This is a genomic window from Sphingobium sp. JS3065 (assembly GCF_026427355.1).
Taxonomy (GTDB): Bacteria; Pseudomonadota; Alphaproteobacteria; order Sphingomonadales; family Sphingomonadaceae; genus Sphingobium.
In genome coordinates, this window is record NZ_CP102664.1 from 486,848 (window position 1) to 511,695 (window position 24,848).

The following is a 24,848-nucleotide window of genomic DNA, read 5'->3' on the forward strand; positions in this document are numbered from 1 at the left end:
TTTACGGAACCTCGCGAACCATCAGGGTGTCGGTCCTGCTCCAGAACAGCAGGGATTCCGCCCTGCTGCCGACGACGAACTGGAGAAACCCGGTCTCGCCGTGTGTCCCGAGCACGAGAAGATCAGCGTTTACGTCCCGTGCGGTCTGTTCGACGGCAGCATCCATCACGCCGTGCCCAAAGTGCATCGAGATCCTGTTTCGCATGGTCTGCGAAAAGTCCGGGTGATCGAGAAATGCTTCGAGTTCGCGCCGCGCCTGCTCTTCCAGGCCCGGGCTTTTACGCTCCGATCCCGGCCATCCGTCGAGCGGGACATCGAAGACATGCAGGACATGCAGGGCCGCGTCCGGAAACATGTTGGCCGCCTTTGTCAGGGCCAAGCGCGAACAAGTTGAGAAGTCCGTCGCGACCAGAAGCGAGCGATAGGCGCCATGCACGCGTTGCTTGACCACAAGGACCGGAACCTCGGCGTTTCGGACCGCATGATCAACCGTCGTCCCGATCAGGAAGTCGCCGACCTGATTGAACCGTGCAACGCCGGCAACGATCAACCCGCAGCCGGTCTCCTGCGCTGCCCGGACAATAGCCTGTGGCGCCGGTTCATGGGCCAGGAGAATTTCCGCGGCCAGAGATGGATCCGGCAGCACCGCGCGCACCCCATCCATCGCAAGAGCAGGGTTCCTGTCAGCCCACGATCCCGGTTCGACGGCGTGCAGCACCTTGAGCGGAGCGCCCCAGGTCTGGGCCAGGAGGCAGGCACGATCGACCGCGCGATCCGACCGCGCCCCGAGGTCTGTTGCGACGAGGACAGGCGTAGCGGGACTTGTCATGCGTTATCCTTCCAAGAATCAATTTCAGCTGCGTCCGGACAACCTGGTGGTCGCGCAGCGAGCCGGCCTAATGGGCCAGCAGGACCGGCAATTGTGGGTCATCCAGGATAGAACGCGTTGCACCGCCAAGCAGGAATTCCCGGGCTTTCGAATGCCCATAAGCCCCCATCACGAGCAAGTCCGCGCCGCTGCTACTGCCGTGATCGAGGAGAGCCTTGCCGGCATCGCGCCCCGTAGCCTCCACTTCCTCAAGGCGGGCAGCGATGTCATGCAGCGCCAGATGACGCCGGGCTTCTTCCAGCACGTGCTGCGCTGCGAACGGCTTGTCGCCCGAGATCGCCACAAGGCGGACCGAACGGGCAGCGCGGCAGAACGGCAGCGACGCCGTCAGACTGCGGGCCGCTGCGCGGCTGCCGTCCCAACCGATGACGATGTCCTGAAAGGCGAGGCCTTCCGATCGCGGGCGGGGAAGCAGAAGCACGGGGCGACCGGAGTCGAAAACCAGCGCTTCCGCGGCGACTTGGAATTCGACATTGGTTTCGACCGGCACCACCGTCAGATCGTGCGTGCGGGCGATGCGCGCGGGCTCCATGGGATTGACCAGCGGTCCGCACTCCACGAGAAATTGCTCGCCGCGTCGTTCCTCGCCTACCAACTTTGTCAACTCGTTGAGGAGGTCGGTGGTCGCCTCGCGGCTCCGCACGTTCTCGCCAGCAATCAGTGCATTGGCGTGCACGAGTTTGTCCGCCAGCCAGTTTCCCACCGCCGGAATATGCGTCTGGCACACAACCCCGGAAAGGCGCGCGTCAAACCGCTCGGCTAGTGACAGCGAGGCATCGAGTGCCCAGCCAGGCGTGCGGTAAGGGTAGCTGACCATGAAAAGCAGGATGTCGCGAATATCGGTCATCATTGGATTTTGCCTCTCTCACGAGCGATAGATATCATCCCATGTGCAAGCAGCCTTGATCTATCGCATTCTGCCTTACGGCCGCGCCGCTGCGTCGCTCTGACTATTCTGGTCTGCATGGCGGATCGAGATTGCCATTTCGGACAGGGCCTTGAGGACATTGCGCTGCCTGACCATCGGGCGCCGGTCGTAAAGGAAGAATTCGATGGGCTTCCAGTTCGCAACCCATCCGATGATCAGCAGTCCCTCCCTGAAGAAATCACCGTAAGGTTCCGGGATCTGGTTCATCGCCACCATTCCCAGGCCCCAGCAGATCGCCAGAAAAAGCAGGCCCGTGAAAAGCGATCGGTGCCCGTCGAGCATCCTGATGCGCAGGTGCCGCTGGTAGACCTCGAGCTTGTAGAGAAAATATTGCCGGATCGCGTCCGGTATCTGGGCGGTTTCCGCCAGGCCGATCTTGTCCTCCGGGGCATGGATCAGGAGTTGGTATCGAGTCTGCGGCGCTTCGAGTGCGCTTTCCAGAATATATTGTTCGACTTCGTCGTCGAGGTCGCGCCCGACCATGGGGGAGGGATCGAAGGCATGGAACAGGTCGTTCGGGTTGGCGACGCTCAGTCCGATCAGTCCGGGATCCGGACTCGGCGGTGGTCTGAGCATTGGTACTTCCCCTTCGCGACCTTGGCTTGTTCGCCGCATTTCTAGCACAGGTGTTTTAGCGCGGCGAAGGCTTCGAAGTCTGATTTCCTGTTCGCTAGGAAATGCGGTTTGTTTTGGTGAGCCGACAGTGTCGTTCTTTCTTCGCGCAAGCGCGCTATAGTTGGCGAAGATGGCGACTGGACGAGAATCGCTTCGTTCAAGGCCGCTGCTGACCCAAGTTCCGCCCTGGAGGACATCATGCCAAAAATGAGAGCCGCGATCTTCGTCGAGCCGGGCCGTATCGTCCTCGATGATAAGCCGATCCCCGACGTTGGTCCGCTCGATGCGCTCGTGCGCATCACCACGACCACGATCTGCGGAACCGACGTGCATATCCTGAAGGGCGAATATCCCGTAGCGAAGGGACTGACCATCGGTCACGAGCCCGTCGGCATCATCGAGAAGCTCGGTTCGGCGGTCGAGGGTTACGCGGAAGGGCAGCGGGTCATTGCCGGCGCCATCTGCACTTCGGGACACAGCCACGCCGCGCTGTGCGGCTGTCATTCGCAGGATGGCCCCGGCACCCCGCACGGATGGAAACCGCTGGGGGGCTGGAAATTCGGCAACACGATCGATGGTACCCAGGCGGAATACGTGCTCGTGCCCGACGCGATGGCCAATCTGGCGCTGGTGCCCGAAGGCCTGTCGGACGAACAGGTGCTGATGTGCCCGGATATCATGTCAACCGGACTGTCAGGTGCGGAGAGCGGTGCTATCCGGATTGGCGATACCGTTGCCATTTTCGCCCAGGGCCCGATCGGCCTGTGCGCGACCGCAGGCGCCCGGCTCATGGGCGCGACGACCATCATCGCGGTCGATAGCGTTCCGGCCCGGATGGACATGGCGCGACGCATGGGGGCCGACCACGTGGTCGATTTCAGCCGGGGCGACCCGGTGGCCGAAATTATGCGGCTGACCGGCGGACGCGGCGTCGATGTCGCCATCGAAGCACTGGGACGGCAGGCAACCATCGAAGGGGCGATGCGGGTCTTGCGCCCGGGCGGAACGCTTTCATCGCTGGGGGTCTATTCGGAAGACCTCCATATCCCGCTCGATGCGTTTCTTGCCGGGCTGGGCGACCATACGATCCGGACCACCTTGTGCCCCGGGGGCAAGGAGCGGATGCGGCGGCTGATGGACGTGATCGCCTCTGGCAGGGTCGATACCCGTCCGCTGGTCACGCATCGTTTTGCGCTCGACGATATTGAAGCGGCCTATGATCTGTTCGCGAACCAGCGCGACGGCGTGCTCAAAGTCGCAATCACCCCGTGACGCCGCTGGCGCGAACAGGAACCCCCATGCATGATCCCTGGCCTGGCTCGGCCGGCAGCGCACACGTCCTGTTGCCCGATGAACTGCTCGAGGCATTTGGGGTCGCGCGCGAAGCCGGCCTGAGCGATGCGGAGGCTGCGCGCCGGTTAGCGAAGGTGGGCGAGAACGCATTAAGCGAAGCTCCACCCCGCACGGCAATAGCCGTCTTGATGGCCCAGTTTCGCAGCGTCTTTACCCTGGTGCTGTTGATTGCCGCGATCGTAGCGGGCGCCACCGGCGACCTCAGGGATGCCCTGATCATTCTTGCCGTCGTAGTGCTGAATGCCCTGCTCGGCTTCTACCAGGAGTACCGGGCCGAACACAGTCTCCTCGCACTCCGCCGCATGTTGCCTAGGACGGCGCACGTCTGGCGTAGCGGCCAGATCCATGAAATCCCGGCCCGTGAGGTTGTTCCCGGGGACATTCTGATGGTTGAGGCAGGCGACCGGGTCGCCGCCGATGCACGGATACTGCTGGCAGCCGGGCTCCAGGTCGACGAGTCCGGGCTGACCGGCGAATCCGCGCCCGTCGCCAAGGACGAAACGGCCTGTCTGACGGCGGAAACGCCCGTTGCGGATCGCACCAACTGCGCGTTCATGAACACCGTGGTGACGCGAGGCCGCGGCGAACTCGTGGTGACCGCAACCGGCATGGCCACGGTTATGGGGCACCTCTCGCAGTCTCTCGAGCAGGCCAGGGAAGCTCGCAGTCCGCTGCAACGGCAACTGGACGAGGCCGGACGTCGGCTCGGCATGATCGCTGTCGTGCTCGTGGCTGTGCTCTTTGCCTTCTCGATCGCCCGCGGAGAGGCCCTGGCGCACGTCGTCCTGGAATCCATCTCGTTGGCGGTTGCCGCCATTCCCGAAGGCCTCCCGGCGGTCGTGACTATAACACTGGCGCTGGGCATGCGGCGCATGGCCCGCCATCAGGCGCTGATAAAACGCCTGGCCAGCGTCGAAACCCTCGGGTGCGCGACGGTCATCTGTTCCGACAAGACGGGCACGCTGACGGTCAACGAGATGACGGTCAGGGCGTTTGCCCTCGGGGCCGACAGCTTTGCTGTCTCGGGCGAAGGCTATGCGACGCGCGGCGAGATCACGCCGATCCGCACGGCAGATCAGGTTGGCACTTTCGAGCTGTTTCTCCAGGCCGCTGTCCTGTGCAACGACAGCCAGTTGCGCGACGGCATGGTCATCGGTGATCCGACCGAGGGCGCGCTTCTTGTGCTGGCCAGCAAGGCAGGATTGGAACCTACCGAACTCCGCAGCCAATATCCCCGGGTGGCCGAACTGCCCTTTGATTCTGCGCACAAGTTCATGGCGACGGCTCACCGCGACGGCGGCAACATCCATATCTTCGTCAAGGGCGCGCCGGATGTGCTGCTGAGCCGCTGTAACGGCAACCTGGCGGCAGACGTCAACTGCATGGACAGCACCGAGTGCGACCTCATGTCGGAACATTACCGGCAGTTCGCCGGGCAGGGCATGCGCGGGCTGCTGCTGGCCGATGCGATCGTCCCCGAGGCCGAGTTCAGCGCCGGGCAGCTGGAGGTCGAGAATCTGAGCGGGCTGCGCGTTCTCGGCATCGTCGGGATCGTCGATCCTCCCCGGCCCGAGGCGCGCGATGCCATTGAACGGTGCCGGCGCGCCGGGATCGATGTCAAGATGATCACTGGCGATCATCCCGACACGGCCGCCGCCATCGGGCGTGATCTGGGGCTGACCGGCGGCGTGCTCACCGGAGCGCAGCTGACCGCGCTGGCGCCCGCCGAGCTCGCTCGAACAGTGGCGCAGACCGCCGTATTCGCCAGAGTTGCGCCCGAACACAAAGTGCGGATTGTCGAGGCGCTCCAGGCCCAGGGTCACATAGTCGCCATGACGGGGGACGGGGTCAATGACGCGCCAGCTCTGAAGTGCGCCGACATCGGCGTCGCAATGGGACGCAAAGGGTCAGACGTTGCCAAGGAGGCAGCCGCGATGATCCTGACCGACGACAATTTCGCCACGATTGTCAGGGCTGTTCGCGAGGGCCGGGCGCTCTACGACAACATCATCAAGTTCGTTCGTTTCCAGCTGTCGACAACGATCGGCGCGATCATGACGGTGTTCCTCGCCCCTTTGCTCGGGCTACCCGATCCCTTGACGCCGGTGCAGATCCTCTGGGTGGCGATGATCATGGACGGCCCGCCAGCTGTCGCCCTTGCGCTGGATTCGCCGCGACCAGGCCTGATGAGCGAACCGCCGAGGAAAGCCGATGAGCATGTCGCTGCGCCGACTGGCAAGGCTCATGGTCTATGGCAGCATCATGACGATCGGAACGCTTGGAATGCTGTCCTACGGCATGCAGGAGGTTTCGCGCGGCTATGGCCTGACCCTAGCCTTCACGACATTCGTTCTTTTCCAGGTATTCAATGTGTTCAACGCCCGCGTTGAACAGGGCACCACTTTCAATCGCCGGTTCTTCGACAACCGGCTGCTGTGGTCATCGCTGGGCGGCGTGCTGATCCTGCAGGCGCTGGCCATATATTGGCGACCCGCCTCGCAGATCTTCGGCACCGTTGCTTTGACCTGGCAGGACCTGGCTCTGGCGGTCGCAGTAGCCTCGTCCATTCTGTTCCTGGACGAAGGGCGCAAGCTGGTTGTCAGGCTTTGCCGCCGCTGACCAGTTCGTTCCTCGCTTGTCCGGGGTGAGCGGTCAGCCTCATTGCTTATGCATCGGGGCGCAAACGCGCGAGCAGCAACATCTGTCCCAGATTTTCCAGTGTCACCAGTCCGACCAAGTGACCGCGTTGGTCCGCGACAGCGACCGCCGGGAGATTCTCTTCGTCCATGACCCGCAGTGCGTCTTCCAGTTCTGCTCGGTCGGAAACGGTCGGGACATCGGTGCGCATGACATCTGCGACCGAAGCGTCCGCTCCAAGATCGTGAACCGCGCGCAAGAGCCGGTCGCGTGTCAGCAGGCCGATCATCTTGCCCACGCCATCGACGATCGGAATGTCATGCTGCGTCGAGTGGATCAGGAGCGATACTGCGTCTGCGACGCGGCTCGTTACCGGCAATGTCGAGAACTGGGTGATCATCCCATCCGACACTTTCAATCGCCGGGCCAGCTGGTGGAGCTGCGTATTGTTGTTTTCGGCGGTGGCTCCGAGGAAGATGAATAAGGCAACCAGCATCAGCAAGGGGTGGCCGGCGATGAAGCCCAACACGCCAAAGCCGATTGCCAGGACATGGCCGATCCGCGTCGCCAGCGCTGTCGCCGCCGCGCGGTCCATCCGGTAGGAAAGCAGCGCCCGCAATGCCCGTCCACCATCCATCGGAAACGCGGGCACAAGGTTGAACACGGCCAGTGCGATGTTCGCGATGGCCAGTTGAGATAAAATGGGGATGTCCTTTGCGGACCGGGTGACATCCTGCAGGATCGTTTGCGATCCCAGCACCATGAACAGCGCAGCAGCAATCACAAAGTTTACGCATGGACCAGCAAGCGCCACCGCCAGTTCTTGGGCAGGTTTTTCCGGAATGCTCTTCATTCGAGCGACTCCGCCGATTGGCAGCAGGACCACGTCGAGCGTCTGCGATCCATAACGCCGGGCGGTCAGGATGTGGCCGAACTCATGAAGGACGACACATGCGAACAGCAACAGGATGTAGACCAGGCCATTGGTCATGGCTGGCCTTCCGCCTTCATTCCAGAAAACGACCCCGATCCAGATGAGGAAGAGTACGAATGTCAGGTGGATCCGGATGTGGATTCCGCTGATCTTACCAATAGAAAAGGACCAGCCCATCGATTCTCCGTATGATCTCTTTAACTCTTAGCGTGCCGTAATGGGCGCACATTAGGTGAATGTTTCAATAGCAGCAGGCAGACTGGTGTCACCAAGCACTTGGTCGGAGGCCCGGCCGTCCAACCGACGTCCAAGCCTCCGTCGCCAGGTCGGCGTTAAATGAGGCCAGCAGTCCACCCCGCCGTCTGCGCGATCACCCACAGGCCGATTACCAGGAACAGGACCGCAGCGATCATCCGGACAATGTTGAGCGGCACGTACTTGAGCAGTTCGTGACCGACGAACACGGCCGGCACATTGGCGATCATCATGCCAAGCGTCGTGCCCATCGTCACCGGCAGGACATCGTGGAAACGCGCACCCAACGCCACGGTCGCGATCTGGGTCTTGTCACCCATTTCGACGAGGAAAAAGGCGATCAGGGTCGTGATGAAAGCACCAAAGCGCGCTGGCTTGTGCTCGTCATCGTCCAGCTTGTCGGGGATCAGCGTCCAGGCAGCCATTACAATGAACGAGGCGGCGATGGCGTAGCGGAACCACTGGCCATCAAGGATCGAGGCAACTTGCGAGCCCACCAGGGCTGCAAGAAAATGGTTTGCAATCGTGGCAACGAAAATCCCGGCCACGATCGGCAAGGGCCGCTGAAAGCGGGTAGCCAGCACGATGGCGAGCAACTGGGTCTTGTCGCCGATTTCGGCGAGGGCGACCACGGCGGTAGAGGTCAGAAGGGCTTCCATGGACAGTCTCTGGGTCGGGCGGCGTTTCAGATCCAACGGACACCGATCTCGCCGCCCAACCCTGAGCGGAGATTCGGTGCCATTGGTCTCGCCCAAGCGGTGTTCCGCTTCCTTCGCACCACGGCCTCTCGACCGAGTATGTTGACACGAAGGCTCGCCCTGGCAGGCGACTGGCTACTCCCCAGATGACGCTGGTTCCCTAGACGATGGACGTGCGCCTGGCAAGATCAGCTAGAGATACTTGGCGAGTTCCGTCAGCTTGCCGAGTTTTTCGCGCGTCTCTGGCGACAGTGGACCGATCGCTTCTTCAAGATGATGCTCGATATGGTCGGCCACCAGGACCTTCTTCGCCTTGTCGAGCGCGCTTACCACAGCCTGAAGCTGCTGGGCAGTTTCCAGTGCATCGCGGTTGTCCTCGATCATTCGGACAATCGTCGCAAGATGCCCGTGCGCGCGTTTCAACCGATTGATCAGGTCTTTGTTAAAGGCGTGGCTCATCGTTGCTTCCTGATCATGTGGCGGCGAGATGCATCCAGCCACTGAGTCCGACATAGGCGCCGACTGCCAGGATGATAATGCCTGACACGTAAGGGGCCCTGCGCACGATCTCGCCAAAGCCTGACCAGCGCTGCGCCATGTGCTTGACACTGAGCGCTGCCAGCACACCCGATGCCACCATGGTCAGGGCAAGGCCGACGCTGAAACTGACCACCAGGACCGCGCCCAAGGCGACCTTCTGCAACTGCAGGCACAGCATCAGCACGGTGATTGCGCCGGGACACGGAATAAGCCCGCCCGTCAGCCCGAACAGGGCGATCTGGCCTGTCGTCACCTCGCGATTGGCAAAGCGGCGGCGGATGTCCTCGGCGTGTTCCATTTCGTGGGCATCGACGTAGCCGCCGGTTGCCAGTTCGATGGCATGGACTTCCTCGTCGGTCGGTTCATGATCATGGGCGTGATCATGGCCATGATGGTGATGGCCATGGTCATGGTCATGATGATGGCCATCGTGCTCATGGTGGAAGTGGCTGGCCGCTTGTTGTTCGCGGCGCGTGCGCCATAGCATCCAGATGGCAAGGCCGATGATGATCAGGCCCGACACCAGCTGAAAATAGGGCTCGGTATCTTCGGCGCGCAGACCGCCGAATACCCACATGCCAACCAGCGCGACCAGCCACACGACGGCCGTATGCGACAATGTCGCGGCCAGTCCCAGCAGGACCGCCTGCCTGACCGTACCCCGCACGGCGATGATGAAGGCAGCCATCATAGTCTTGGAGTGGCCGGGCTCGAGCCCGTGCAGTGCACCCAAAAGGATGGCGCTGGGGATGAACAGCCACGCGTGAGCGCCGCCCTGCTGCAGGAGGTAGGTGAAGTCGGTCATAAGCTTCTGTATCCCCCTGGGGAGGATATGGCAACGGCAGAACAATGGTGCTATTGGCAGTAATTATGTGCGGTATAGGACGGGGTATGATGCTGACGGCGGCGTGGCTAAGCGCCTAGGAAGGAAGCACGGTGGCATCGTTTAAGAACGCAAATTTGCCGAAGATTTCCCGAACTGTCTGGACACTCGGCTTGGTCAGCATGTTCATGGACATCTCGTCGGAGATCGTCCACGCGCTGCTGCCCTTGTTCCTGACGGTGACCTTGGGCACCAGTGTGGCGCTGGTTGGTGTGATTGATGGCATCGCAGAGGCGACGGCCTCTATCTCCAAGATGTTCTCAGGTTATCTGTCCGATCGAATTGGGCGTCGAAAGCCGATGATCCTTTTGGGTTACGGCCTTGGTGCGCTGTCCAAGCCGTTGTTCGCGCTTGCCGCCGGGCCCATGCCCGTACTTGGAGCCCGGTTCATCGATCGGATCGGCAAGGGACTGCGCGGTGCGCCTCGTGACGCGTTGGTTGCTGATGTCACTCCGCTCGAAATTCGGGGCAGGGCTTACGGCCTACGGCAAGCCCTGGATACCGTTGGAGCATTCGCCGGCCCACTTGCTGCAATTGGCCTGATGGCCATCTTTTCCGACAACATGCGAGCTGTCTTCTGGGTCGCGGTTTTTCCGGGTCTTATTGCCGTGCTTCTGGTCATCTTCGGTATCGAGGGCCGACGCAGCGAATTGCCGAATGTCAAAGTGCATGTGCCTTTGCGAATAGGGGATCTGAGAAATCTGGATCGCGGGTTCTGGGCGGTAGTCGGCATCGGCGTGATGTTCACAATGGCCCGATTCAGCGAAGCATTCCTCATTCTGAAGGCCAATAATGATGGCTTGCCGCTGGCGCTGGCACCGCTCGTCCTGGTCGTCATGAACCTCGTTTATTCGCTCGGCGCCTATCCCGCCGGAGCCTTGGCCGACAATGGGGGGACGCAACGGCCTTTGCTCTGCGGCCTAGCCTGCCTTGTCGTCGCAGATATATTTCTGGCATCGCGGCTGGGGCTTGTCGGTACCTTTGCCGGGATCGCGCTGTGGGGCGGGCACATGGCACTGACTCAAGGTTTGTTGGCCCAGCTTGTCGCCGAGCGTGCGCCGGAGGCGTTGCGAGGATCGGCTTTTGGCATATTCAATCTTGCAACCGGTATCACGATGCTGGCCGCCAGTGTGCTCGCGGGAGTGTTGTGGGATTATGCCGGACCGTCGGCAACATTTATCGCGGGTGGCGGGTTTGCAGGAATCGCTGCTTTACTGATCCTATTCCGACGAATGGCGTCGAGGAAGTAAACAGTTGCCGGGAGGCACCAATTCAGAAGCAAGGCGAGCGATATGGGACCATGATGCCCTATTTAGCCTTGGCCTTGCCCTGCAGATTGTTCTGAATGCGCATGATTCTGGCAACCCGCTCCAGATCATTCGTTTGTGATGTAGTTCGAAGTCATTACCAGGAGAAATGCCGGTGTCCCGCCTTCACAAACATCCGGAAAGCCATCTCGTCTCTCGTATAGGTTGGCTGCGGGCGGCCGTTCTCGGGGCCAATGACGGGATCGTTTCGACCGCCAGCCTGATCGTAGGCGTGGCAGCAGCATCCGCCGCTACCTCCGAGGTTCTAATCGCAGGCGTCGCTGGCCTTGTTGCTGGGGCCATGTCGATGGCGGCGGGTGAATATGTCTCCGTCAGTTCCCAGTCGGACACCGAACAAGCCGATCTCGCTCGGGAGGGGGCGGAGTTGTCCGCTCAGCCGGAATTCGAACGTCAAGAACTGACCCGTCTCTACACGGAGCGTGGCGTCGAGCCTGACCTTGCGCGGCAGGTCGCCGACCAACTGATGGCGAAAGATGCGCTCGGCGCCCATGCGCGGGACGAACTCGGCATTTCGGAAGTCACCGCCGCGCGCCCGATCCAGGCGGCCCTGACTTCGGCGGCAACATTCGCGGTTGGCGCCGCGATGCCCCTTGCTATGGTATTGCTGATGCCACGCGCTTTACTGGTTGCGGGTGTCTCAATCGCCTCGCTGGTTTTCCTCGCTTTGCTCGGAGGCATCGGGGCACAGGCCGGCGGTGCCAACGTTTTCAGAGCTACTTTGCGCGTAACCTTCTGGGGCGCTCTCGCCATGGCACTGACCGCGGGTATTGGGGCGATCTTCGGCACAGTCGTATGATGACCGGCATTTTTACGTCGGGTGAGGTGACTACGTCTCACAGTACGCGCAACATGTCAGGGCTCGTAAAACAGACTAAGTCCGACAATGCCGGGATTTCGGATATGAGAGGATCAACGATGACCTACTATATGGCCGCCAAGCTTCGGGTTCCGTTCGATGATGCCATCGCGCGCACCGAGGCAGCACTCAAGACAGAGGGGTTTGGTGTCATCAGCCGGATCGACATCCAGCAGACCCTCAAATCGAAGATCGACGTGGACTTCCGGCCATATACGATCCTTGGGGCATGCAATCCGGGCCTGGCCCATGAGGCATTACAGCTGGAAGACAAGGTGGGGCTGATGCTGCCCTGCAATGTGATTGTTCAGCAGTCCGACTCTGGCGAGGTTGAAGTGGCCGCGATTGACCCGGTGGCCTCGATGCAGGCGATCGACAATCCTGAATTGACGAAGGCCGCGCAGGTCGTTCGTGAAAAGCTCGCACGGGCAATCGGGCGATTATCTGAACCCGCAGCTTCATGAGCCTTGGGCCTAACACCAAAGAAAGTTCGATCCAAAACACCGTTGCACCGCGTCTCTCGTCTGCTCGCCGCGTTCAGGGATATACCTAAGCGGAGAGGACCTGCCTCACCCAAGAGACAATGGCAGTAGTTGGCATCGCGCCAGACTGGCGGGCGACCTCCCGCCCCTTTGAGAAAAGGATCAACGTCGGGATCGAACGAATGCCGTAGCGGGCGGCAACGGCCTTTTCGGCTTCCGTGTCCACCTTGCCTAGACGCACATTGGGTTCGAGTTGACCGGCGGCGGCATTGAAGGCGGGAGCCATCTGCTGGCAGGGACCGCACCAGGACGCCCAGAAGTCAACGAGCAGGGGAATGTCGCTTTTTACGGCATGTGCATCGAAATTGGCTGCGGTGAGGATCACGGGTTGCCCAAGGAAGAGCAGTGATCCGCACCGGCCACACTTTCCACCCGCGAGAAGCTTATCCCTCGGAACCCGGTTTGCCGTCGAGCAAGATGGGCAAATGATGAGCATCGCATCTTGAGTTGGCATTTGATCACCTCGTGCTGCTGAGATGGGTACGCATACGTAATGGGTTAAGGCACAAAGCGGGCAGATTTGAAAATGTCGGTCTGGGTCGACTCTTGGATGATGGGTTGCGTCATATCTCGACGGCATCAGGTCCAATAAAACGACTTCGACCCTCGGTTCGTCGTCAATTTGTCAATCGGCGTCCAATCGGGACCCCCTATCGGCGCGCAAAAGGGACCCCCTTGCGGTTATGTGGATCGGTTGATGCTGGGCGCAGGTTTCGCGCTGCTGGCGGTGTAGGGAGGGCGTAGCCCGACCGGAGGCGGCAGCAGCGCGAAGATCGTTTTTCGGGGTCGGCTCGGTTCAGCTGCGGTGCTTGAAGCGCCAGCTGTCGTTGCCGGTCTCGACGATATCGCAATGGTGCGTGATGCGGTCGAGCAGTGCTGTGGTCATCTTGGGATCGCCAAAGACGGTGGGCCATTCGCCAAAGGCCAGGTTGGTGGTGATGATGACCGAGGTCTTCTCGTAGAGCTTGCTGATCAGGTGGAACAGTAGCTGCCCGCCTGAGCGGGCGAACGGCAGGTAACCCAACTCATCGAGGACCACGACGTCGAGCCGGCTGAGTTGCGCGGCCATTGCGCCCGCCTTGCCGATGCGGGCTTCCTCCTCGAGCCGGGTGACCAGGTCGACCGTATTGTCATCGGTCATGCAATTCTCCGCAAAAGTGGGCTTTGAAAATTCCCTAGTTGGTGGCCCCTTCATCTCATTCTGCCGGGGCTAGCCCCGGCAGAATGAGATGAGCCGACATTGTCCTCATCTCCTTTGCAGACGCGGAGACGGGGCCGATGATCCGACTTGGAGAATTGATGATGATCCTCGAATTACATCGGCAGGGCGTATCGATATCCGCCATTGCCCGACGCACTGGTCGCGATCCCAAGACCATCCGAAAATATATCGAACGGGGTGTCGAGGCCCCGGTTTACGGCCCACGCATGCTGGGTCGACCGAACAAACTGGCACCCTATCTAGAATTTTTGCGTGAGCGAGTGGTGGCCTTTCCCGATCTGACGGCGGCGCGTCTGACGCGGGAAATCCGTGAGCTGGGGTATATGGGCGCCTATACTGCGGTAAAGCGGTTCCTGGCAGCGATTCGACCGGAAAACGGCCCCAAGCCCTTCGAGGTTCGGTTCGAGACGCCGCCTGGCGTGCAGGCACAGGTCGACTTTGCCCGGTTCGTCGTCGAATTTACCGATGAGCCCGGCGTCAGCCGGATCGTCTGGCTATTCAGCTTGGTGCTGGGACATTCGCGCTTCCTGTTTGCACGCTACGTCATGCACCAGGATCTCCAAACTCTGTTGCGCTGTCATATGCAGGCCTTTGAAGCGCTCGGTGGCGTCCCGATCGAAATCCTCTACGATCGCATGAAAACCGCCGTAACCGGCGAAGATGATCAGGGCCATATCATCTACAATCGATCATTGCTGGCCCTGGCGGGGCATTACCGCTTCGTGCCACGCGCCTGCCGTCCCTATCGGGCCAAGACCAAGGGAAAGGTCGAGCGGCCGTTCAGCTATATCCGCAAGGACTTCTTCCTGGGCCGCAGCTTCCGCAATCTGGACGATCTCAATGTCCAGCTAATCGACTGGCTCGATACCGTCGCCAATGTCCGTGTCCACGGGACGACGCAGCGGATTATTGTTGAAGCCTTCGCCGCCGAGCAGCCTGAGTTGCAGCTGCTCCCGGCGGGTCGCTTTGACGCCGTTCTGAAGCTGGAGCGCCGCGTCAGCCATGATGGGATGGTCTCTGTCGGCGGCAATTACTACAGCGTTCCCGATCGCACTCGGCGCGTCGTCGAAATCCAGCAGTTGCCTGACAAGATCAGGATCGTAGACCTGGGCCAGGTCATTGCCGAGCACCCGGTTCTTGAGGGGCGTCGGCAGTGTAGGATCGATCCTGCGCATCGGACAGGCGGCAGCGGCGCCAAGCGCCGTATCCATGGCAAAGAGGTAATCGCCATCGGTCGTATAGGCGAGCATGTCGCTGTGCGCTCCCTGGCCATCTATCAGGCGATCGGCAGCCAACTGGCGCGGGGAGAACGGCCATGAACCAAGGGGGTGCCGCATCCCGCGTCGATAATATCCGCCGCAGCCTGGTCCATCTCAAAATGCCACGCGCTCTGGAGATGCTCGACGCCACCCTGCGCGGCATAGAGCAGGGCAAAATCGATGGCATCGAGGCCATCGACATATTGCTGAACGAAGAACTATCGCTCCGGGAGAACCGCAGGATCAAGGCGGCCCTGCGCATGGCAAGGCTGCCGATCATCAAGACGCTGGACGGATATGACTTCTCCTTCCAGCCATCGCTCGACCGGAACCGCATCCTGGCGCTCGCTGGCCTGGACTTCATCAACCGGGCCGAGGTGGTGCATCTGTTGGGTCCGCCCGGTACCGGAAAAAGCCATATCGCCACTGCTCTTGCAGTCGAGGCCGTGAAGGCGGGCAAGAGCGTCTACTTCATCCCGCTCGCCGATCTGATCGCTTCACTGACCAAGGCGGAACGGGAGGGCACGCTGCGCGAAAGGATCCGCTTCCTATGCCGATCCGCGCTGCTCGTCGTAGACGAGATCGGGTATCTCCCTGTTACGCCGGGCGGTGGCAACCTGTTCTTCCAACTCGTCAATGCCCGATACGAAAAGGGCGCTATGATCCTGACATCCAACCGCGGCTTTGCCGAATGGGGTGATGTCTTTGGCGATCCGGTGGTGGCCACCGCGCTGCTCGACCGCCTCCTTCACCACGCGGTGGTCATCCAGATCGAGGGCTCCAGCTATCGCATGCGACAGCACGCTGACCTGCTGCCCGAGCATGCGCGCATGGCACCGTCCATCAACCCGCCGCCCTTGCCCAAACGGCGTGGCCGCCCGCCAGCAAAGGAAAATCCCGATCTCCATCACGGCTGATCACCGACACAACCGTCCCGCCAAACTAGGGAATTTTAGATGCCCACTTTTGCGGAATCTTCGGCGCCCGTTGACACGTATTGAAGTAGCGCCCGCGGGCGCCGGCACAGACGACGCTGGCGGTGATCGCGGTCGCCAGGTGGGTCTTGCCCGTCCCCGTTCCTCCGATGAGCACGATATTGCGCCGCCCTGGCAGGAAGGAACCGGCGTGCAGGGAACGCACCAGTCCCTCGTTGATCGGGGTGCCCTCGAACACGAAGGCATCGATGTCCTTGACCACGGGCAGCTTGGCCGCGGTCATGCGATAACGGATCGAGGCGGCATGGCGATGCGCCGCTTCCGCGCGCAGCAGGTCGGTCAGGATCTCGTGGGTCGTGCGCTTGCGCTGCAGCCCGGTGGTGACCGCCTCGTCGAACGCACCGGCCATGCCCCTGAGGCCGAGCCCGCGCATGGCCTCGATCATCTCATGCCGCTGCATCGAGGCCTCGCACCGTGTCGTAGCGGGCGCAGTCCGCCATCGGCGGATGGCTGAGCTTGAGATCGACGACCACGTCGAGGGGCCGCTCGGATGCCGGCTCGCGGTATCGGGCCAGGATGTTGAGGATCACCTCGTCGCTGGCGGCACCGGCATCGAGCGCTTCGCGGACCGCGGCTTCGACCGGGTCGACGCCGTCGGTCAGCACGGCTGCCAGCACACGCACAAAGCGCCGGTCTGCCTCGTCGCCGCTGCCCAGCTTGCGGCGCAGCCGCGCCAGTGCCGGCGGCAGGTCCCAGCCCTGGAAGGGTGCGCCGTTCCGCAAGGCACCGGGCTTGTGGGCCAGGACGGGGAGATAATGCCAGGGATCATAGATCGTCCGATCGCGACCGAAGTGCCGGGCATGTTCGGCGATGACCTCGTCACCGAGGCGTACGACGATGCGGTCGGCATAGGCGCGGACCTGGACGGCCCGCCGCGCGGCCTTGGCCGTGACCGAGTACCGGTTGCGGTCGAAGCTGATCAGACAAGTGCCAGTCACGGCATGAGCGGTCTCGTGGAAGCCGTCGAACGGCGCCAGCATCGGCTGCAAGGCCGGTCGCTCTAGATCCAGCGCCTCGGCAACGGTCAGCTCCTTTTGCTCGGGATGGGCGTGCATCGCGGCCCAGCGCAGGCACTCGGCCTCAAGCCATCCGTTGAGCTCCTCGATACTGGCAAAGCGCAGGCGGGGCTGGAAGAAGCGACCCCGGATGGTCTGGACCTGGTTCTCGACCTGACCCTTCTCCCATCCCGCCGCCGGTGAGCAGGCCGTGGGCTCGACCATGTAATGGTCGGCCATGACCAGGAAGCGGCGGTTGAACAAGCGCTCCTTGCCGACGAACACTGAGGTCACCGCGGTCTTCATGTTGTCGTAGACCCCATGCAGCGGAACGCCGCCGAAGAAGGCAAAGCCCCGGGCATGGGCATCGAACACCATCTCCTGCGTCTCGCGCGAATAGGCCCGGACGTAGACCGCCCGCGACGCGCACAGCCGCATATGCGCCACCTTCACCCGCATCGGCTTGCCGGCGATCTCCACGTCCTCGTGGCTCCAGTCGAACTGGTAGGCCTCGCCGGGCTGAAACAGCAGCGGGATGAAGGCAGGCGCGCCGTCGCCCGCATCCTTGCGCCGCGCTTCCGTCCAGCGTCGGGCGTAGCGCCGCACCGCATCGTAGGACCCCTCGAAGCCCTCCCGGCGCAGCAGATCATGGATCCGCGTCATCCGCAGCCGATCGCGCCGGTGCCGCGCCTCGTTCTCGGTCAGCAGCGTATCGAGCCGCTCCTGGAACGGCCCAAGCCGGGGAAGCGGCTGCACAGTGCGGTGGTAATCGAACGCCCCCTCCGGCGCCCGGATCGCCTTGCGCACCACCTTGCGCGACAGCCGCAGATCCCGCGCTATCGCCTTGATCGCCTTCCCACTGGCGTGCTCGCGCCGAATCCGAACGACTGTCTCCACCACCAACATCCCGATCTCGCCACCTGGAAAACCAGGCAGCCCGCTACACCATCAGAATGAGGGGTCCCTTTTAGACGCCGATCACCCCGCTAACGGGGTCCCTTTTGCACGCCGGTCCACACGAGGCGGAACAAAATGACGAGTTGAAGCGTGTGAGAGCAAGCCTCGCCGGTCGTCACCGTGATATGGAAGCCGTCCTGGAGCGGCGGTTTCACGAGATCTGCGATCCTGCGTCGGATGTGCACTCCGCTACGCTGGAACAGCGGCTCTTGATTGGCGCCTACTTCACCGAGGAGTATTCGTTCGAGGCAGTTGCGCTGTTCAATCCGAGTATGGTCCCGCATCCCGACCAGTCAGGCGTGCCCGACGGATCGGTCCGGTTCGTGCTGTCGCTGCGGGCAGTGGGCGAGGGACATGTCTCGTCGATCACCTTCCGCACTGGTTTGTTCGGCCCTGGCGATGAAATACAGGTCGAACCGCCCAGCGAGTTTGCGATTTCGCCGTACATAGAATTAACGCCTGGCGGAGCTCCGGATGACCCCGGCGTGCGGTTGTTCTGCCGGGATCATGAGGATCTCTCGGCTGTGGTGATCTTCCCCGTCACCTATCGGCAACGCCATGGCCTTGAGGACTTACGTCTCACACAGTTCACTGAAGATGACGGGACCACCACCTATCTCGGCACCTATACGGCCGTCGGCGGCGAATCGATCCGACAGGAGCTGTTAAGGACCACCGACTTCATAACATTCGAGCTCAACGCCTTAAGCGGGCGGTACGCGGCCACAAAGGGCATGGCACTCTTCCCGCGCAGGATTGACGGCAACTATGCAATGCTTGGTCGCCAGGACCATGAGAACATCTGGCTGCTGCAGTCGAACCAAATCTACCATTGGGATTCGGGTAGCGCCATCATTAAGCCACGGTGGCCTTGGGAGTTCGTGCAGCTCGGCAATTGCGGCTCTCCGATTGAAATTGACGAGGGATGGCTCGTAATCACCCACGGCGTTGGGTCTGTGCGAAACTATTGCCTGGGTGCCTGCCTTCTCGACAAGGACGACCCGGCCAAGCTCCTCGCGCGTACTACCGAGCCACTGATCGTCCCGACGTGCATGACTCGAGACGGCTATGTCCCGAATGTCGCCTACAGCTGCGGCTCACTGTTGCACGGGCGGACGCTGGTATTGCCCTATGCGGTCGCGGATTCGCTCACCACCTTTGCAACACTATCGATCGATTGGTTGCTCAGCGTGATGGAGTAGATTCTCACGAGACGGTGGCCGTTCGACCGCGAAAGCCACATCACTATCTACCGGTCAGAAGCCGCCAAGGCGGTGCGCAAGATGATTTCGGACAGTGCAGCAGCGCTCGCGACCGATCATCCGGTCCTGACCGGATCAGGCAGGCAATCTCAATTGCCGAACCACTCCGTTAGAGCAATGGGCTGACCAAGCGCGCGATATTCTCGATAATTTTTGTCGGCAGCGACCGCTGGTCCCATTCCTCCGAAACCAGGCGATCGCTCCTGGCGATAGTGGATGTTTGTTCGGCTAGAAGGCTGGCCGTTGCGACCGGATCATAGAGAATCAGGCTGGCCTCGCCGTTCAGGAGAAATGACCGGATATCGATGTTGCTTGATCCAATGACGGCAATCTCGTCATCAATGCTGAGATGCTTGGCGTGGAGCAGGCCTTCGCGGAATAGGTGGATTGCTACGCCAGCGCGCAGAAGTTCGTCATAATAAGAACGCTGCGCGAGGCTGACGAGGGGATGATCGGTGATGCGGGACAATATGAGGTGAACCTCGACGCCGCGCAGAACAGCCGTCTGAAGCGCCTGCAGCAGCGCTTCGTCGGGAATGAAATATGGGGTTGTGATCACAATGCGGCGGTGCGCACCATGGACCAGGGCCACTAATAGCCGTTCGGCACCGGCAACCGGATAATCGGGTCCGCTGGGCAGTAACTGGGCGATAACCCCGGCCCGTCGATGATGATGCGGGAAGAGATTGGGTGTGTCCAGCACACGCCCGGTTTCCAGGAACCAGTCGGCAACAAACACCGCCTGAAGCTCGAGTACAACCGGTCCATGGGCTCGCCAACCATCTCGCGATTGACCACCTCTGGCGCGAAATTCGCCGCGATGAGATTCTGTGAGCCGATGTAGCCGTAGCGCCCGTCAATGATAGCGATCTTGCGATGATTGCGAAGATCCGCTCGCGTCGAGCGCGGACGGAAAAAGGTGACGGGTAGCGCGCGTTCAATCTCGACGCCGCCGGATGCGAGGCGTCGGATGAGCCGACGCGCCCAAGGGCGGGAGCCGAGCGCATCGATCAGTACCCGGCAGGCGACCCCGCGTGCGGCTGCCCGAAGCAACGCCTCGATCACCCGGTTGCCGGTGTGATCATCGGCGAAGATATAGACGAGGACATGGACATGGTCGGAGGCCCGCTCGATGTCGGCGATCAGGCGATCGATCACACCCTCATAGTCGGCCAGAAGTTCAATGCTGTTGCTGCCGAGCGTAGGAAACTGACCAAGCTGTTCGATCAGGAGCGAGGCCGGCAAGAATCGTTCCGGTAATTGTGGCCGGCAGCAATGCTGAGATTGCGTTATCTTGTGCGTGGCGCTCGCGAGAAGCTCCTTGGCAACCGTGAACCGCTGCCTCCGCCAGCGCGGATAGGAGGGCCGACCGATCAGCAGGTAAAGAATGAGCCCAGGCAACGGCAGAAAGAAGACAAGAAGCAACCATCCACGCGCCGCATCAGGCGAACGTCGGACAGGTACGACGGCCAGCATCGTGATGCGAATTGTCCACTCGACCACTATATAGGCGAGGGCAAATGGATCAGAGGCAATTGCGTTCATGATCGGATCACAGGTCTACTGATCGATGTTTCGTGTGGCCCGGCGGTCGTCAACAAGGGAGCTTCAAGCCGCCGCTACAGCAACCTCGACAGGTGTTACCGGGCTGCCGCCCGTCATGCTGCTGCGGGTGATCCCCACTAGGCGGGTGCACTTCAACATCAGCGCATTGATCGCAACCAGCGCCGAACTGCCTGACATTGCGAGCGCAGCGATTTCTGGGCTGAGCAGGACCGGGTAGAGCACACCCGCGGCGAGCGGAAAAGCAATGACATTGTAGCCCACCGCCCACCACAGATTCTGGTGCATCTTGCGCAGCGTCGCTCGTGAAAGAGCGATGGCGCCAACAATGTCATAGGGATCGCTTTTCATCAGGACAACATCGGCGCTTTCCATGGCCACGTCGGTGCCGGCACCGATCGCGAAGCCAACGTCGGCCTGGGTGAGGGCGGGGGCATCATTGACGCCGTCACCGACCATGCCGACGCGCTGGCCTTGCGCCTGTAGTTCCTTGACCTTGTCGGCTTTCTGGCCGGGCAGCACATCGGCAAGCACGATATCGATCCCGAGTTCGTCGGCGATACGCTTGGCGGTGCCGGCATTGTCGCCGGTGAGCATCGCGACCTTGACCCCGCGATCGCGCAGCGCCGCGACGGTAGCCTTGGCAGTTGGACGTGCCGCATCCGCGATTGCGATCAATCCCATAATTTCGCCGCCGCGCGCCACATGAACGACCGTACGACCCGCACCTTTCAGTCGCTCGGCGGGTTCGGTGAGTTCGCCCAACGCAATCTTCTCGTCCTCCATCACACGCCGGTTTCCGAGCACGACCGTTGCGCCTTCGACTTCGGCGGTAGCACCCTTACCTTCGCGATTGGCAAAGTCGCGGGCGTCGGGCAGCACGATGCCGGCTGCCTTTTCAAGGATCGCGACCGCGAGCGGGTGCTCCGAATTGCGCTCTACTGCACCTGCCATGCGCAGCACTTCATCCTCGGCGTACCCTTCTGCCGTGACGACCTCGACTACCTTGGGCTGGCCCATCGTAAGCGTTCCGGTCTTGTCGAAGACGATCACGTCGAGCTTGGTCGCGTCCTCGAGCGCGGCAGCATTCTTGAACAATATACCGTTCATGGCGCCAAGACCTGTGCCAACCATGATGGCCATTGGCGTGGCGAGGCCGAGCGCGTCGGGGCAGGCGATCACGAACACGGTGATCGTCAGCGTAAGCGCAAACAGCAATGTGCTTCCCAATACCCAATACCAGACGGCAAAGGTCGCTAGCCCGAATACGATTGCGGCGAGCACGAGCCATTGTGCGGCTCTATCCGCGAGCAACTGGGCCGGTGCCTTGGAGTTCTGGGCTTCCTGGACGAGCTTGACGATCTGAGCGAGCGCCGTCTCAGAACCGACCTTGGTCGCACGGTAGCGGAAGCTGCCGCTGCGATTAATCGTGGCGCCGATGACGGCATCGCCGGGCGCCTTTGACACCGGCATCGATTCCCCCGTCAGCATCGACTCATCGACTTCCGACTTGCCCTCGAGAATCTCGCCATCGACCGGGATCTTGTTGCCAGGCCGGATCAGCACGACATCGCCGGCCAATACCTCCGCAGTCGGTAACTCAACTTCCTTGCCGTCACGCAACACCGTTGCCATCGGGGGGGCCAGATCCATCAGCGCGCGGATCGCCGCCGAGGCTCCCGCGCGGGCGCGCATCTCGAGCCAGTGCCCCAGCAGAATGAAGACGAGCAGGACCGCTGAGGCTTCGAAGAATTGCTGCCCCTTGAACAAAAAAGTCGACCCGACGCTGAACAAATAGCCGGTGCCGACACTCAGCAACACCAGCACAGCCATGTTGAGGATGCCGTTGCGCAGAGCCCGGATTGCCGCCACCACAAAGGGCCAGACCGGGTAGAGGATCGCCGCGCTCGCGAGCAAGAACAGAGTGACGTCGAGACTGAGTCCGAACATTGGCCTCAACAGCGGGCGGTCCAGGCCCATCGGCGAAAGCGCGAATATTGGCAGGGTGAAAATAAGGCTGATGATGAACCGATTGCGCATGTCGCGCGCCATCGCCGCCATGTCCATTCCGGCGCCATGACCCATTTCGTGCGCCACCGCGTCATGAACGGGTTCCAGCCGCGCGGTTCCAGCGGCCGCTTTTGGTGCGGACTCCACGTGAGCCTCATGACTGTGATGCGCAGAGCTCGACCCGTTGCGGCTGATCTGACCGTCGGGATCGACCGTTGCGTCTCGCACACACACGTGCCGGGGAACCAGCCGACCGCCGCAATGAAAGCCGCAATTGTTGATTTCTTCGCGCAAATCGGCGGCGCTAGTCACTTTCTCGTCGAAAACCACTGTCACGCCTTCGGAGGCCGGATTGGCCACTGCGCTCGACACTCCCTGAAGTTTCAGCAGCTGTTTCTCGACAGCAAGATGGTCAAGGGCTTGGAACAATCCGAGGGTTTCGAGCGTGATGGTTTGCATGGCAGGCCTCCGTTATTGCGTTGAGTGTCGCCAGCGGGAATCAATTCCAAGCGCATGGCCGCCGCATATCTCAGCTCATTCTAATCGTTGATCCCGGTGTGGATGGTTGACGGACCTGCCCGCAAGCTTGCTCCAGGCAAGATACAGGGCCGGTCACTTCCAGTACGGGGGCAAAGCCGCCCCCTGCAGTCCGCATGTTGGTGGTTTGGCCTTTATATAGCCGTGCTGCGGCGAGCAGCAGCTCTCCAGCATAAGTGTATAGTCGGATGTCAGTCTTGAGAGCGATGCTTTCGCCCGCCAGGGTTGCATTGCGTGCAGTGGGCGCGGCGAATGCCTGCGCGACATATTCGCCGCTGACGATCTCATCCCACACCCGGCGCGTGAGCTTGTCACCTCGATACGCCGCTTTGCTGCCGTGACCGCGAGCCGGCTTGAAAAACAGGTCCCGACGCTCGCGCCAGAGATCCCCGCTATTAGCGGCCGTGACGACAGCGGTCCGCGGCAGGCCGCTACGCAGAACGGCTCGTCGTGCGGCTGAAAGCCCCCACTTCTCCAGCCGTGCATCTTCTGACAGCAGCGCAAGGTTGCGCTTGTCTGCGAACAGCGCGTGCACGTGGGGCGACGGCGTCAGGACGACTGCGTCCTGAAGGTACGCGGCCTGGAGTGCGGCATGTCGCGGCTCCTCAAGTGAGAAGTCGACAAGGCGGTTGTAGACAAGGTCGACCGTACGCCCGTTAGCTGTGAGTTTCTGTCCGTCGAATCCTAATTCTGAGGGATCAACGATCACTGCAGGGATGCCCTGTCCTTCCAGCATCTCCTTCGCCAGCTGGAACTCCGGGTATAAATGCTGCTGCTCGGGCAGGTCATCGACAATTGCGATCAGCGCCGGCTGGCCGCTGCCCCGCTGCAGCTGCCATTCGGCTGCAAACATGCGAGTCACGCGTTCGGCAAAGTCACTTTCGGTTAGGGGGCGGACCTGGAACTCTGCCTCCGGACAGCAGGCGTGCTGCGCCCCCGCCAGAAACGCATTGAGGAAGGCCCCGCCAGCGTTTGTGTTCACCTCAATAAGTTTCGGACCGTCGGGAGCGAGGTGAAAGTCATAGCCCATGAATGCCCCAACCGGCCCGAAGTTCAGCCTGGCAGTAGGTGGTGCATAGGCTAAGGCTGCCGCACGATAGGCCGGCAATTGTGCTGCCCCCTCAACGGCATCGACTATCAGCATCATTTTGGCCAGCATGGCAGATGGCACGAACACGGGAACACTTGAAAACAGCGTCGGATGCGACGCACTCAGCCGCTCCGCAAAACCCTCTATCCGGACCGCTCTGTCCAGGGCTTTTCCCAACTCCTTGCGGTCGAGCGAGATGCAGAAGCAACCCAAGTTAAGCTGCTCTGCCACTGCATCCGTAGCAGCCAGCAAGCCGTTTGGGGGTGCAGTGGCCGACACCTCATTCCTTTCTGGGATCAATTTTTGGCAGCATGAACGCTTAACCTAAGCAGATGAAGCAAATTCGGCTGGTGTTGGCGTCATCATGAATGCGCTGCTGACAAGCGGGTTATTGAAAATGTCTCTCGAAGCCGTATAGTCATCAGGTCGGCGAATTCCTTGACCTAGCCGGTATGAGTTCGAAAATCGTTTGTTTCATCTCTTGCGCATGCTCGAAGATC

The 24,848-nt window shown here is 61.4% G+C and carries 20 protein-coding genes and 3 pseudogenes; 8 read left to right on the forward strand and 15 right to left on the reverse strand.

What is annotated here, in order from left to right; genetic code table 11:
• Window position 1 precedes the first annotated feature (1 nt).
• From NUH86_RS02415 to NUH86_RS02425, 3 genes are all read right to left on the reverse strand, one after another.
• Window positions 2-829, reverse strand: a complete 828-nt coding sequence (locus NUH86_RS02415; protein ID WP_267251111.1) for a universal stress protein — start codon at window positions 827-829, stop codon at window positions 2-4.
• 67 nt (window positions 830-896) lie between these two features.
• A complete protein-coding gene (locus NUH86_RS02420) occupies window positions 897-1,739 on the reverse strand; it encodes a universal stress protein (RefSeq protein ID WP_267251112.1) in 843 nt (280 codons plus the stop codon).
• A gap of 72 nt (window positions 1,740-1,811) precedes the next feature.
• Window positions 1,812-2,393 carry a hypothetical protein gene (locus NUH86_RS02425; protein WP_267251113.1) on the reverse strand — a complete coding sequence of 194 codons (582 nt, stop codon included), beginning with the start codon at window positions 2,391-2,393 and terminating at the stop codon, window positions 1,812-1,814.
• Between the two features lie 246 nt (window positions 2,394-2,639).
• Between NUH86_RS02425 and NUH86_RS02430 the strand changes: the two genes are divergently transcribed.
• Window positions 2,640-3,704 (forward strand): NAD(P)-dependent alcohol dehydrogenase, encoded by a 1,065-nt coding sequence (locus tag NUH86_RS02430; protein WP_267251114.1) that lies wholly within the window; start codon window positions 2,640-2,642, stop codon window positions 3,702-3,704.
• Between the two features lie 26 nt (window positions 3,705-3,730).
• Window positions 3,731-6,404 (forward strand): annotated as a pseudogene (locus NUH86_RS02435) (cation-translocating P-type ATPase).
• 46 nt (window positions 6,405-6,450) lie between these two features.
• Here the strand turns inward: NUH86_RS02435 and NUH86_RS02440 are convergent.
• From NUH86_RS02440 to NUH86_RS02455, 4 genes are all read right to left on the reverse strand, one after another.
• Window positions 6,451-7,533, reverse strand: coding sequence for a site-2 protease family protein (locus NUH86_RS02440; protein ID WP_267251115.1), 1,083 nt, complete (start codon window positions 7,531-7,533; stop codon window positions 6,451-6,453).
• Window positions 7,534-7,688: 155 nt separating this feature from the next.
• Window positions 7,689-8,270 (reverse strand): TMEM165/GDT1 family protein, encoded by a 582-nt coding sequence (locus tag NUH86_RS02445; RefSeq protein ID WP_267251116.1) that lies wholly within the window; start codon window positions 8,268-8,270, stop codon window positions 7,689-7,691.
• A gap of 231 nt (window positions 8,271-8,501) precedes the next feature.
• Window positions 8,502-8,768 (reverse strand): metal-sensing transcriptional repressor, encoded by a 267-nt coding sequence (locus NUH86_RS02450; RefSeq protein ID WP_267251117.1) that lies wholly within the window; start codon window positions 8,766-8,768, stop codon window positions 8,502-8,504.
• A 13-nt stretch (window positions 8,769-8,781) separates the two neighbouring features.
• Window positions 8,782-9,654 (reverse strand): nickel/cobalt efflux transporter, encoded by an 873-nt coding sequence (locus NUH86_RS02455; RefSeq protein WP_267251118.1) that lies wholly within the window; start codon window positions 9,652-9,654, stop codon window positions 8,782-8,784.
• Window positions 9,655-9,809: 155 nt separating this feature from the next.
• Between NUH86_RS02455 and NUH86_RS02460 the strand changes: the two genes are divergently transcribed.
• The 3 genes from NUH86_RS02460 (at window position 9,810) to NUH86_RS02470 (ending at window position 12,380) form a co-directional block, all read left to right on the forward strand.
• Window positions 9,810-10,982 carry an MFS transporter gene (locus tag NUH86_RS02460; RefSeq protein ID WP_267251119.1) on the forward strand — a complete coding sequence of 391 codons (1,173 nt, stop codon included), beginning with the start codon at window positions 9,810-9,812 and terminating at the stop codon, window positions 10,980-10,982.
• A gap of 172 nt (window positions 10,983-11,154) precedes the next feature.
• Complete coding sequence (locus NUH86_RS02465) at window positions 11,155-11,856, forward strand: VIT1/CCC1 transporter family protein (RefSeq protein WP_267251120.1); 702 nt, start codon at window positions 11,155-11,157, stop codon at window positions 11,854-11,856.
• Window positions 11,857-11,975: 119 nt separating this feature from the next.
• Window positions 11,976-12,380, forward strand: a complete 405-nt coding sequence (locus NUH86_RS02470) for a DUF302 domain-containing protein (RefSeq protein WP_267251121.1) — start codon at window positions 11,976-11,978, stop codon at window positions 12,378-12,380.
• Between the two features lie 85 nt (window positions 12,381-12,465).
• Here the strand turns inward: NUH86_RS02470 and trxC are convergent, their stop codons facing one another.
• Together trxC and NUH86_RS02480 are read right to left on the reverse strand one after the other, a co-directional pair.
• Entirely contained in the window at window positions 12,466-12,912 is a 447-nt protein-coding gene (gene trxC, locus NUH86_RS02475) for a thioredoxin TrxC (protein ID WP_267251122.1), read from the reverse strand.
• Between the two features lie 342 nt (window positions 12,913-13,254).
• A pseudogene (locus NUH86_RS02480) lies at window positions 13,255-13,587 on the reverse strand (ATP-binding protein); the annotation flags it as partial.
• Window positions 13,588-13,736: 149 nt separating this feature from the next.
• Here NUH86_RS02480 and istA (NUH86_RS02485) point away from each other — a divergent pair.
• Window positions 13,737-14,999, forward strand: a complete 1,263-nt coding sequence (gene istA, locus NUH86_RS02485) for an IS21 family transposase (RefSeq protein ID WP_067739295.1) — start codon at window positions 13,737-13,739, stop codon at window positions 14,997-14,999.
• Window positions 14,996-15,856 carry an IS21-like element helper ATPase IstB gene (gene istB, locus NUH86_RS02490; protein ID WP_067739292.1) on the forward strand — a complete coding sequence of 287 codons (861 nt, stop codon included), beginning with the start codon at window positions 14,996-14,998 and terminating at the stop codon, window positions 15,854-15,856. The genes istA (NUH86_RS02485) and istB overlap by 4 nt, the downstream gene beginning before the upstream one ends.
• A 46-nt stretch (window positions 15,857-15,902) precedes the next feature.
• Here istB and NUH86_RS02495 read toward each other — a convergent pair.
• Window positions 15,903-16,334: pseudogene (locus NUH86_RS02495) on the reverse strand (ATP-binding protein); the annotation flags it as partial.
• Entirely contained in the window at window positions 16,321-17,835 is a 1,515-nt protein-coding gene (istA, locus tag NUH86_RS02500; RefSeq protein ID WP_267251123.1) for an IS21 family transposase, read from the reverse strand. The gene istA (NUH86_RS02500) and the pseudogene NUH86_RS02495, both read right to left, overlap by 14 nt.
• Window positions 17,836-17,930: 95 nt before the next feature.
• Here istA (NUH86_RS02500) and NUH86_RS02505 point away from each other — a divergent pair, with 95 nt between their 5' ends.
• Entirely contained in the window at window positions 17,931-19,088 is a 1,158-nt protein-coding gene (locus tag NUH86_RS02505; RefSeq protein ID WP_267251124.1) for a glycoside hydrolase family 130 protein, read from the forward strand.
• Between the two features lie 169 nt (window positions 19,089-19,257).
• Here NUH86_RS02505 and NUH86_RS02510 read toward each other — a convergent pair whose 3' ends face one another.
• The 4 genes from NUH86_RS02510 to NUH86_RS02525 form a co-directional block, all read right to left on the reverse strand.
• On the reverse strand, window positions 19,258-19,851 hold the full coding sequence (locus tag NUH86_RS02510; RefSeq protein ID WP_323749011.1) for a phospholipase D-like domain-containing protein: 594 nt from the start codon (window positions 19,849-19,851) through the stop codon (window positions 19,258-19,260).
• Window positions 19,740-20,693: a phospholipase D-like domain-containing protein gene (locus NUH86_RS02515; RefSeq protein ID WP_267251126.1), complete on the reverse strand. Its 954-nt coding sequence runs from the start codon at window positions 20,691-20,693 to the stop codon at window positions 19,740-19,742. Before NUH86_RS02515 ends, NUH86_RS02510 begins: the two co-directional genes overlap by 112 nt.
• A gap of 63 nt (window positions 20,694-20,756) precedes the next feature.
• Window positions 20,757-23,180 carry a heavy metal translocating P-type ATPase gene (locus NUH86_RS02520; RefSeq protein ID WP_267251127.1) on the reverse strand — a complete coding sequence of 808 codons (2,424 nt, stop codon included), beginning with the start codon at window positions 23,178-23,180 and terminating at the stop codon, window positions 20,757-20,759.
• Between the two features lie 70 nt (window positions 23,181-23,250).
• The gene (locus tag NUH86_RS02525) at window positions 23,251-24,627 is read right to left on the reverse strand and encodes a hypothetical protein (RefSeq protein WP_267251128.1); all 1,377 of its coding nucleotides are present in this window, start codon (window positions 24,625-24,627) and stop codon (window positions 23,251-23,253) included.
• Between the last annotated feature and the right edge of the window lie 221 nt (window positions 24,628-24,848).